This is a genomic window from Saliniramus sp. (assembly GCF_035311605.1).
GTDB lineage: Bacteria > Pseudomonadota > Alphaproteobacteria > Rhizobiales > Beijerinckiaceae > Saliniramus.
Genome location: NZ_DATGCW010000276.1, coordinates 1 through 10,890 on the forward strand (window position 1 = coordinate 1; position 10,890 = coordinate 10,890).

At 62.5% G+C, this 10,890-nt stretch carries 11 protein-coding genes and 1 pseudogene; 5 read left to right on the forward strand and 7 right to left on the reverse strand.

The genetic code is table 11. The annotated features are described in order from the left end of the window. Positions 1-142: 142 nt before the first annotated feature. The 3 genes from VKP01_RS12450 to irr all read right to left on the reverse strand — a co-directional run bounded on the left by VKP01_RS12450 (position 143) and on the right by irr (position 2,415). The gene (locus VKP01_RS12450; protein ID WP_324412755.1) at positions 143-889 is read right to left on the reverse strand and encodes a GntR family transcriptional regulator; all 747 of its coding nucleotides are present in this window, start codon (positions 887-889) and stop codon (positions 143-145) included. 104 nt (positions 890-993) lie between these two features. Next, positions 994-1,764, reverse strand: a complete 771-nt coding sequence (locus VKP01_RS12455; RefSeq protein ID WP_324412757.1) for an SDR family NAD(P)-dependent oxidoreductase — start codon at positions 1,762-1,764, stop codon at positions 994-996. Positions 1,765-1,905: 141 nt separating this feature from the next. Further along, positions 1,906-2,415: a Fur family transcriptional regulator Irr gene (gene irr / locus VKP01_RS12460; protein ID WP_324412758.1), complete on the reverse strand. Its 510-nt coding sequence runs from the start codon at positions 2,413-2,415 to the stop codon at positions 1,906-1,908. Positions 2,416-2,692: 277 nt separating this feature from the next. Between irr and fabA the strand changes: the two genes are divergently transcribed. From fabA to fabI, 3 genes are all read left to right on the forward strand, one after another. After that, entirely contained in the window at positions 2,693-3,205 is a 513-nt protein-coding gene (gene fabA, locus VKP01_RS12465; RefSeq protein ID WP_324412760.1) for a 3-hydroxyacyl-[acyl-carrier-protein] dehydratase FabA, read from the forward strand. A gap of 127 nt (positions 3,206-3,332) precedes the next feature. Continuing rightward, positions 3,333-4,556 carry a beta-ketoacyl-ACP synthase I gene (gene fabB, locus VKP01_RS12470; protein ID WP_324412762.1) on the forward strand — a complete coding sequence of 408 codons (1,224 nt, stop codon included), beginning with the start codon at positions 3,333-3,335 and terminating at the stop codon, positions 4,554-4,556. 30 nt (positions 4,557-4,586) lie between these two features. Next, positions 4,587-5,414, forward strand: coding sequence for an enoyl-ACP reductase FabI (gene fabI, locus VKP01_RS12475; RefSeq protein ID WP_324412764.1), 828 nt, complete (start codon positions 4,587-4,589; stop codon positions 5,412-5,414). Between the two features lie 9 nt (positions 5,415-5,423). On the opposite strand, the gene mscL is transcribed toward fabI, so the two are convergent. From mscL to VKP01_RS12495, 4 genes are all read right to left on the reverse strand, one after another. Beyond that, entirely contained in the window at positions 5,424-5,915 is a 492-nt protein-coding gene (gene mscL / locus VKP01_RS12480; protein ID WP_324412766.1) for a large conductance mechanosensitive channel protein MscL, read from the reverse strand. A gap of 26 nt (positions 5,916-5,941) precedes the next feature. Then, a complete protein-coding gene (locus VKP01_RS12485; protein WP_324412767.1) occupies positions 5,942-6,811 on the reverse strand; it encodes an SDR family NAD(P)-dependent oxidoreductase in 870 nt (289 codons plus the stop codon). Between the two features lie 95 nt (positions 6,812-6,906). Next, on the reverse strand, positions 6,907-7,065 hold the full coding sequence (locus tag VKP01_RS12490; protein WP_165604027.1) for a hypothetical protein: 159 nt from the start codon (positions 7,063-7,065) through the stop codon (positions 6,907-6,909). Between the two features lie 108 nt (positions 7,066-7,173). After that, complete coding sequence (locus tag VKP01_RS12495; RefSeq protein ID WP_324412768.1) at positions 7,174-8,346, reverse strand: M20 aminoacylase family protein; 1,173 nt, start codon at positions 8,344-8,346, stop codon at positions 7,174-7,176. Positions 8,347-8,760: 414 nt separating this feature from the next. Between VKP01_RS12495 and VKP01_RS12500 the strand changes: the two genes are divergently transcribed. Both VKP01_RS12500 and VKP01_RS12505 read left to right on the forward strand, forming a co-directional pair. Then, positions 8,761-10,359: an ABC transporter substrate-binding protein gene (locus VKP01_RS12500; protein WP_324412769.1), complete on the forward strand. Its 1,599-nt coding sequence runs from the start codon at positions 8,761-8,763 to the stop codon at positions 10,357-10,359. A gap of 159 nt (positions 10,360-10,518) precedes the next feature. Continuing rightward, positions 10,519-10,890 (forward strand): annotated as a pseudogene (locus VKP01_RS12505) (ABC transporter permease); the annotation flags it as partial.

Below are 10,890 nucleotides of genomic sequence, written 5' to 3' on the forward strand. Positions count from 1 at the left end.
CTCGCTCACGGAGAATCTGATCATGATGGGAATGGGGCTGTGGATGCCGTTTCGCGTCTTCGTGCTGCAGGCGTGAGCCGCGTTGCTTCAGCTGGATCCCGGCTGGCGGAAGAACCGGTGAGCGTGAAAGCCGGTTCCGCGCTCAGCCGTCCAGCGCATCGCGGCGGATGCGCATCGTATAGCTGAAGCGGTCGGCGGGATGGTGGTTGATGGAGACAACCATGGTCGCGCCGTCGCGGTCGAGATAGCGGCGCACAAGGCGCAGCGCGTAGGCGCCTTCGGGCGCATCGGGCCGGGCACGGATTTCGGTGGGGATCGGGACCGCATTGGTGGTCTGGATCGCCTCGGCGACGGGGGTGTCGGCGCGGCGCTCGATCAGGGCGTAGAGCGGGCCGACGCAATCGCGCATCTCGGGTTCAAGCCAGGCGAAACGCATGTCGATCCAGACAGTCGTATGGCAGATGATCGCGTCCTGCGCGCGGGTCATGCGCAGGCCCTGTACCCGCAACCAGGTTTCGCCCGGCGCGCAGCCGATCAGGGCCGCTGCCGCCTCGTCCACCGCGACGGGCGTGATCTCGTCGATGGCGAAGCGGGTATCGACGGCGTACTGAAACAGCTCCGTCAATGAGCGCATCGAATGGGTGAAATTCCCCGGCGGCTCCTGCGCGATGACAAGCGTGCCAGAGCCCTGTCGCCGGGCAACATATCCCGCTTCCGCCAGCCGGCGTAGCGCCTCGCGGATGGTGTAGCGGCTGACGGAGAATTCTTCGCATAATTCTGCCTCGGTCGGGATCAGCGTGTCGACGCCATAGACCCCCGACGCGATCCGCTCGCGCAGGATCTGCATGACCTGCATGTAGCGTGGCAGCGTTTCAGCGCTCTCGTTCATTCTGACCCGCCTGTCTCGACATGGCACTCCGGTAAGCATAACGGGCCGTGAATGCAAGAATTGTACAATCAGCCGGCAGGCCGCACCGTGTCGGCATTGCTGGCCTAAGGCATCAACGAACCGCCGTTCACATGCAGGACCTGGCCGGTCATGTATCCTGATGAAGGGCCGAGCAGGAAGAGCAGCGGGCCGGTCACGTCATCGGGGGCGGCGATGCGCCCGAGCGGTATCGACTTCGCATAGCCTTCGCGGTCGAAGCCGCGCCCATGTGGGTCGCGGCCCATCCCGCCTTCCAGGAATGGCGTCTCGACGGCGCTCGGGGCCACGGCATTGACGCGGATATGCGGCGCGTTCTCGATGGCGAGGACGCGGGTGAGGGCGATGACGCCGGCCTTGGCGGCGGCATAGGGGCCGTATCCCGGCGTCGCCTTGGCGGCGAGCCCGGAGGAGGTGAGCACGAGCGACGCATCGCTTCCGCGCGCCAGAAGCGGCAGCGCGGCGCGGGCGGCGAGGAAGGTCGAATCGAGATTGCCGGTGACGACATCATCGAAGACGGCGCGGGTTTGCGTCGAAAGCGGTGCCGGCGCCGCCGTGAATCCGGCCAGATGCACGAAGCCTTCGAGCCCGCCGGCGTGTTGCTCCAGTGTCGCGAAAGCTTCCGTCAGCGCCGCTTCGCTGGTTGCGTCGATGGGGATGGCGGCTTCGGTTCCCTGCGGCGCAGAGGCTTCGAGCGAGCGCGGCAGGTCGAGTGCAAAGACGCGGCAGCCGATTGCGTTCAGGGCAGCGACGAGCGCCTGCCCGATACCACCGCAGGCGCCGAGCACCGCAATACGCGCACCCGGCTGCGGACCCAGTCTCCAGGATGTCGAAGTCATATGCCAACCCCGCTCTCGAAGCGCAGGCCGCATGGCCGCGCAAACAGGAAATACGCTAACAGAAGCGCATCAGAACGGGGAGATAAGAGACCGCACATCGCTTGTGGCGCACTCGCCCGAAGGCGGGCACCCACCTGCGATTCAGCCGTGCCCATCCTTGCGGCGCAGACGCACGACGACGTCGACACGGGCGATCTCGTAACCGGCGGGCGCTTCGGGCAGATCGACCACGGTGACGTCGGCGGCGGGCACGTCCATCAGGGCTTCGTCATCCTCGACGAAAAAATGGTGGTGCTCGGTCGGATTGGTGTCGAAATAGGTCTTCGAGCCATCCACCGCGAGCTGCCGCAGCAGGCCCGCCTCGGTGAATTGGTGAAGCGTATTGTAGACCGTGGCGAGCGAAACAGGGACGCGGGCGCGCGCGGCTTCATCGTAGAGGATCTCGGCGGTGATATGGCGGTCGCCCTTGCCGAACAGCAGCCAGCCCAGAGACACGCGCTGGCGTGTCGGGCGCAGGCCCACACGGCGAAGCTTGTCGCGGAGCTCCGACAGGGGACAGCCGCTGCGTCCCGTAGGCTGGGGCGCAGTCGTGATCTGGCCCTGTATGTCCAGTTGGGTGTTTCGCTTTTCGGTCGACGCGATATGATCCATGACGCCCGCTTCTTCGCTCGAACAATCCTACGATATCTATAGGGTTTGCGCGTCCGATCCGCAACCCGTCGGTTCGCTTATCGGGTGTATCTGCGGCGATTTCGCGGCATTGCGCGCAACGGGGTGCCTGCAATGCCGCGTGCTGCATTGTATACGAAAAACACGCAAAACGCTGCCGACGTGCCTTTGATGGCCGGTTACACTATGTTAACAGACGCACGCCGGTGGGTTACGCCGGTACTGAGAATCGCGCGCCAGAAGGATCGACCGGAGCCACATGGACCGTCAATACAGTTTCACCTATGAGGAACTCCTCGCTTGCGGTCGCGGCGAGCTGTTCGGCCCCGGTAACGCGCAATTGCCGTTGCCGCCCATGCTGATGTTCGACCGGATCACCTCCGTCGGCGAGGATGGTGGCGCTTACGGCAAGGGCCATGTCCGCGCCGAGCTTGATGTCCGCCCCGATCTCTGGTTCTTCCCCTGCCACTTCCAGGGCGATCCGGTGATGCCGGGCTGCCTCGGGCTTGATGCCCTTTGGCAGATGGTCGGCTTCCATCTGGGCTGGCTCGGTGCCGAGGGGCGCGGACGCGCGCTCGGCGTCGGCGAGGTGAAGTTCGCCGACCAGGTTCTGCCCAGCGTCAAGAAGGTGGTCTACGGCGTCGATCTCAAGCGCGTCTTCCGTTCGAAGCTGGTGCTCGGCGTGGCCGACGGCTTCCTTGAGGCGGACGGAAAACGGATTTACGAAGCCAAGGATCTGCGCGTCGGGCTGTTCAAGCCCGAGGCGACCTGAGCATCACGGTGCCGCGTATCCGGCATCGCGAGAGCACGGCGGCCTGGCCGCCGGACGAAAAACGCTTAAAGAATAATCCGCTTCGAGCCCGCGCGCGGGCTTCAGACCCGGCGGAAGGGAGTTGCACATGAGACGCGTCGTCGTCACGGGAATGGGGATCGTCTCCTCCATCGGCAATGATACGCAGGAGGTCACGAATTCACTGCGCGAAGGCCGCTCCGGTATCGGTTTCGCGCAGGAATATGCCGATCTGAACTTCCGCTGCCATGTCCATGGCGCGCCGAAAATCGATGTCGAGGCGCTTGTCGATCGCCGCGCCATGCGCTTCCATGGCGGCGGCACGGCCTGGAACCATGTTGCCATGGATCAGGCAATTGCACAGTCAGGGCTCGGGCAAAACGAGATCTCCAACGAGCGCACCGGCATCATCATGGGCTCTGGCGGACCCTCGACACGCACCATCGTGGAGGCGGCACGCATCACCCAGGACAAGGGCCCCAAACGCATCGGTCCCTTCGCCGTGCCCAAGGCGATGTCCTCAACCGCTGCCGCGACGCTGGCCACCTGGTTCAAGATCAAGGGCGTGAACTATTCGATCTCCTCGGCCTGCGCCACCTCGAACCATTGCATCGGCAATGCCTTCGAGACGATTCAGGCCGGGCGGCAGGACATCATCTTCGCTGGCGGCTGCGAGGATCTCGACTGGACGCTCTCCAACCTGTTCGACGCGATGGGCGCGATGTCGAGCAAGTACAACGACACGCCCGAGACCGCCTCGCGCGCCTATGACCGCTATCGCGACGGCTTCGTGATCGCCGGTGGTGCGGGGGTTCTGGTGCTCGAGGAGATGGAGCACGCCAGGGCGCGCGGCGCTCCCATCATCGCCGAGATCGTCGGCTACGGTGCCACGTCGGACGGTTATGACATGGTCGCGCCGTCGGGCGAGGGCGCGGTACGCTGCATGCGTCAGGCGCTTTCGACGGTGAAAGCGCCGATCGATTTCGTCAATCCGCATGCCACGGCGACCCCGGTGGGCGATGCCAAGGAAATCGAGGCCCTGCGCGAGATCTTCGGCTCCGGCGAGAAATGCCCGCCGATCGCGGCGACGAAGTCGCTTACGGGGCACTCTCTCGGCGCGACCGGCGTGCAGGAGGCGATCTACTCGATTTTGATGATGCAGAATGAATTCATCAGCGCCAACGCCCATATCACCGAGCTCGACCCGGAATTCGACGACATGCCGATCTCGACCAAGCGACGCGACAACGCGAAGATCGGCTGCTTCATGTCGAATTCCTTCGGCTTCGGCGGCACCAATGCGACCATCGTGATGAAACATCCCGACGCCTGATCCGGCGCGGTTAAAGGGGAGGGCGGGCTTTTGACCGGTCTGATGAAGGGCAAGCGCGGCCTGATCATGGGTGTCGCCAACAACCATTCCATCGCTTGGGGAATCGCGAAAGCGGTGGCGGACCAGGGCGCCGAACTCGCCTTTACCTATCAGGGTGATGCGCTCGGGCGGCGGGTGAAGCCGCTGGCCGAATCGGTGGGTTCCAATCTTGTCATCCCCTGCGATGTCGAGGATCTGGCTTCTCTCGACAGCGTGTTCGAGCAGCTCGACGCGGCCTGGAGCGACGGGTTCGACTTCCTCGTCCACGCCATCGGCTATTCGTCCAAGGAAGAGTTGAAAGGGCGCTATATCGACGCCACCACCCGCGAGAATTTCTCGCGCACCATGGTCATCTCCTGCTTCTCCTTCACCGAGGCGGCGCAGCGCGCGGCAAAGCGCATGCGCCCGGGCGGCTCGATGCTGACGCTGACATACGGCGGCTCGATGCGGGTCATGCCCAATTACAATGTGATGGGTATGGCGAAAGCCGCGCTCGAATCGAGCGTGCGCTACCTCGCTTCCGATCTCGGCCCGGAGAATATCCGCGTCAACGCCATCTCCGCTGGCCCGGTGCGCACGCTGGCGGGCGCCGGCATCACTGATGCGCGGCTGATGTTCGCCTATCAGAAGGCGCATGCGCCGCTGCGCCGGACGGTGACGATCGAGGATGTCGGTGGTTCGGGGCTGTATCTGCTCTCCGATCTGTCGAACGGTGTCACCGGCGAAATCCACTATGTGGATTCCGGCTACAACACCATCTCGATGCCGAGCCCCGGCTCGCTCAAGCAGCAAGAATCTGCGGGTGTAATCGACACCTGAGGGGTGGGATCAAGAGTTCGGCGGCGTATCCGGCTTGCGGACCGTTTCCGGTGACGCGCCGCCGTTCGCCGCGAGCAGATCCCGGATTTCGGCGAGGAGTTTCACATCCGCCGGCAGTTCGGAGGTGGGGGCGGTCACGGCCTCGGCCTCGGCCTTCGTCTCCTCGCGCTCCTTGAGGCGGTTTATCACCTTTACCACGAAAAACAGCAGCCATGCGATGATCAGGAAGTTCAGCGCGACGGTGAGGAACGAGCCATAGGCGAGCACGGCGCCCTGTTCCCGGGCCGCGTCGAGCGTTGTCTCGGTAATCTCGCCGGACAGGGGCAGGAAGTAGTTGTTGAAATCCAGCCCGCCGGCAAGCGCGCCGATGATTGGCATCATTATGTCGCTGACCATCGAATCGACGATTCGCGAGAAGGCCGCGCCGACGATCACGCCGATGGCGAGATCGACCACGCTGCCGCGCAGGGCAAATTTGCGGAACTCATCGATGAAAGCCATGGTGTAGTGCTCCCGATCATGCTGCCTTACGCATATTTCTGCGTGATCCCGCCATCGACAACAAGCTCCGCACCGGTGACGTATTTGGCCTCGTCGCTGGCGAGATAGAGGCAGGCGGTGGCGACGTCATAGGCATCTCCCATGCGTCCCATCGGGCATTGTGCGGCCCGGGTCTGTTTCAGGCCCGCGACATCGCCCTGCATGGCGTAAGCACTGGTGAGTCCTGCGGTGACCATGGGTGTATCCATCAGGCCGGGCAGCACCGCGTTGGCACGCACGCCCTTGCTCGCATATTCGAGCGCGATCGCCCGGGTGAGACCGAGCATGGCCGATTTTGTCGCGTAATAGGTCACATAGGGGACGCCTGTATACCGAATCGCGGCGATCGAGGCGATATTCACTACAGCGCCGCGCCCACGCGCTTCCATCTCGGGCAGTATGTGCTTGGCGGTGAGATAGGCGCTCTTGACGTTGATGGCGAAGACCCGGTCCCAGTCGGCTGCGTCGATCTCGGTGAGGCGGTCGAGCTTGACGATGCCGACATTGTTGACGAGCACATCGATCGCCCCGAAGCGGGCGCGGCATGCCGCGATCGCGGCTGCGACCTGGTCTTCCTGCGTGACGTCGCAGCTCATGACGGCGCATTCACCGCCATCCGCCGCGCTGACGGCGCGAATCGCCGCGCAGGCCTCCTCTGCGGCGCCCGGGTTGATGTCGACGCCGAAGACCTTCGCGCCCTCGCGGGCATAGAGCGCAGCAATGGCTTTGCCGTTGCCCCAGCCGGGACCCACCGAGCCGATCCCGGTCACGAAGGCGACGCGACCCGCGAGCCGGCCTGATGGTTTGTGTGATCCGAGAAGTATCTCGGGGTCGTTTGCAAGATTGTCGGCAGCCATTTCGTGCTCCTCCCGCAGTCTTATTGACGTTGCGAAAGGGTAGAGCAGTTCCGACTCCGCCGGGAAGCGTTTTTGCGCTGGGAGGGATGCGCGAATCAGTGCTGCAGCAGCAGGATCAGAGCCATGCCGACGCTGCCCTCGGCCTTCGGTGTCGGGAGGCCGGCGCCGGACGCCATCACGCCGATGCCGCCGAGCAAGCCGATCATGGCGAAGCAGTAAGCGGTGGTGAGAGCGGTGGTGACGAAGCGGCGCATGAGTGATCTCCCTTGTTGGAAATCACCATGCCAAACCGCCGCTGGATCGACCCTGAGCGCGATATTCAGACAGCGTTCAGGGTCATTAACGGGTTTTGACGCAGGGCCTCAAGCCGAGGCGGGCATCGCGCGCTCAACGAGCTTTGCCCAGAGCGAAACGCCGTAGGGCAGGGCCTCGTCGTCGAAGACGTAGGCCGGATGATGGCAGGATTCGCTGTCGCCGTTGCCGAGAAAGATATAGGCGCCGGGGCGGGCATTGAGCATGTAGGAGAAGTCCTCGCCGCCCATCAGCGGGGCGATATCGGTGGCCACCTTGTCCACGCCGACGATCTCCGCGGCGATATCGGCGATGAACTGCGTCTTCTCGGGGTCGTTCACGGTGACCGGATAACCGCGGTGGTAATCCACCTTCCCCTTCGCGCCATAGGCGGCACAGACGCCATCGACGACCTCCTTGATGCGCCGCTCGCACATGTCGCGCACCTCCGGCTCGAGCGTGCGGCAGGTGCCGAGCAGGGTGGCCGTCTGCGGGATGACGTTGTAGGCGTTGCCGCCCTGCATGGAGCAGACGGAGATCACGGCGGATTTCAGCGGATCGGCATTGCGTGAGACGATGCCCTGCAGGGCGGTGATGACGTTGGCGGTGACCAGCACGGTATCCACCGTCTGGTGGGGCATGGCCGCATGGCCGCCCTTGCCTTCGATGGTGATGCTGAAGCTGTCGGCTGCGGCCATCATCGGGCCGGGACGGATGGCGAAGGAGCCGACCGGGTGACCCGGCATGTTGTGCAGGCCATAGACCTCCTGCACGCCGAAGCGATCCATCATGCCGTCCTGCACCATCTCGTCACCACCACCACCGCCTTCTTCGGCGGGCTGGAAGATCAGTACGACGGTCCCGTCGAAATTGCGGGTTTCGGCGAGATATTTCGCCGCACCGAGCAGAATGGCGGTATGGGCGTCATGGCCGCAGGCATGCATCTTGCCCGGTGTCCTCGAGCGATAGGGGACGTCGGCGGCTTCCTCGATCGGCAACGCATCCATATCGGCGCGAATGCCGATCACCTTGCCGGAGGTGTTGCTGCGGCCCTTGATGACACCGACGACGCCGGTACGGCCGATACCCGTGGCGATCTCGTCGACGCCGAATTCCTTCAGCTTTTCCGCGACGATTCCGGCGGTCCGGTGAACGTCGAAGAGGAGTTCGGGATTCTCGTGAAAATCGTGGCGCCAGGCGGCGACTTCGTCGGTGAGATCCGCGACGCGGTTGATGACGGGCATTCTGGGACTCTCTCGTGGATGTGGCCGAGCACAAAGGCCTCCGGCCGGATGGGTCGCGCGTTCGATGCGCGATCATGACTGACTGCGCCATGTGGTCAATATCCGGCCCCGCAGCTGCCTCGGCGGAATCGGTATGGGCATATTGTCACGGATATTGCAATCAAAGGCTATTTTACATTACCTACAGTAACTTAAGAATGTGTATAGTTTAGCGTCGATAAAAAATGCACAAACTCTTTGCATGCCGATATCTTGGCCGATTCATGCTTCCAATTTGTGCGAAATCGGCAAGAAAATGAAATGGGGGGAGTTGCCAGAGTCAGGCGCGGTGCATAATGATCCGCGAGTTCGGATAAGCGGCATAGATCGCAAAAAACCACACAGTCCGCTTTTGACTTTGGAGGACCATCAGAGATGAAAAACACTGGCAAACTGCTCGCATCGGTCGCGGTTGTGGCCATGATGAGCTTCAGCGCTCACGCTCAGGACAATACCTTCCGTTATGCCACGACGGGTGACATCCTCGGGCTCGACCCGCATATGCACAATCATGGCACGACAAACACCATGAAAGCCATGGTGTATGGTGCGCTCGTTCACCGAAAATATGACCTCGTGCTGGAGCCCGATCTGGCGGAATCCTGGGAAAATGTCGACGATGTGACGTGGGAGTTCAAACTCCGTGAAGGCGTCAATTTCCATGACGGCACACCATTCACGGCGGATGATGTTCTCTACAGCTTCCGTCGGATCACGCAGGAAGGGGCCGAGATGTCCGGCTTCCTCTCCAATGTCGAAACGATCGAAAAGATTGATGATCACGCAATCCGTATCATCACCAAAGGGCCGGATCCGATCCTGCTTCAGAATCTGTCACAGTTCTTCATCGTGAACGAAGACTTCATGGAGGCAAATAACGCTTTCGATGTCGTCCTCGGCGGTGGCACGACAAACTTCGCGAACCTGAACGCCAACGGAACGGGTCCCTACGAAATCGTCGAGTGGTCTCAGGACAATCGTCTCGTCATGGAGATCAATGAGGATTTCTGGGGATACGACGAGCTCGAGACCAATGTCGAGCGCGCCGAATTCCTGCCGATCGGCAATGATGCGACGCGCGTCGCCGCGATCCTCTCCGGTGAGATCGACATGATGTATCCGGTTCCGCTGCAGGACGTTCCGCGTCTTGAGCAGGACGCGGCTGTCGAGGTGCTGCAGGGTCCGGAGCTTCGCACGATTTTCCTCGGCATGGATCAGCATCGCGATGAACTGATGGACATGCCGGGCTCCGGCGACAACCCCTTCAAGGATGTTCGCGTTCGTCAGGCTTTCGCGCATGCGATTGACCTGAATGCCATCCAGCGGGTGGTCATGCGCGGCGCTTCCAATCCGACGGGCTCCATGATCGCACCGGGTATCGTCGGTTTCGACGAGGAGATCGGCCAGCCTTACGAGTACAATCCCGAGCGTTCGATGGAGTTGCTCGCCGAGGCCGGATATCCGGATGGCTTCCCGGTGACCCTCGACTGCCCGAACGATCGCTACGTCAACGACGAGGCCATTTGCTCCTCGGTGATTCCGATGCTGCGCCGTATCGGCATCGACGCCAATCTGAACGCGCAGACCCTGTCGCTGCACTTCAACAAGATCGGCGCCGCCGAGAATTACAACACCAGCTTCTACATGCTGGGTTGGACGCCCGGCACCTATGACGCGCTGAACGCGTTCCAGAACCTGATGACGCTGGATGGGCCCGGGCAGGGCACCTGGAATTCGGGTCGCTATACCAATCCCCGGGTCGAGGAGCTCTATGATCAGATCGCCGTGACCGTCGATCAGGAGGAGCGCAACGCGCTGATCCGCGAAGCGATGCAGATCCACAAGGATGATGTCGGGCACTTGCCGCTGCACCAGCAGGCGCTGGCCTGGGCCGTTCGTACGGACCGTGTGGAGCATATCGAGCAGCGTCCGCATAACGACGTGGACCTGCGCTACGTCCGCCTGCGTGACTGATCTTTGCAGATGAATGGAAGACCCGGGGCCGGATTCCTGCCCCGGGTTTTCTAATCGGGGCGCAGCTTTCAGCCCGAACGCTGCCATCGCGGATGGTTTCTTGTCGGGTCCTGTCAGAGCCGTAACGCGCGCTCTGTCCTGGTTATCAAGGGTATGTCGATGCTCGACTTTATCGTTCAAAGACTCGTGCAGGCGGTTTTCGTCATGCTCGTGGTCGCCATGATCTCGTTTTCGCTGTTCCAGTTCGTCGGCGACCCCGTCAACAACATGCTCGGTCCTGAAGCGACGACGGAACAACGTATGGCTGCCCGGGAAGCGCTGGGGCTCAATGATCCGGTACCGGTTCAGTTCGTCAAATGGGTCGGCAATGCGGTCCAGGGCGAGTTTGGTCAGTCCTATCGCATGGGCCGCGAGGTTAACACCCTGATCGCAGAGCGCCTGCCGGCGACTCTGGAGCTCGTCTTCGTCTCAGCTCTCTTGGCGATTTTCGTTGGCGTGCCCATGGGCGTCTATACCGGCCTGAATCGCCAT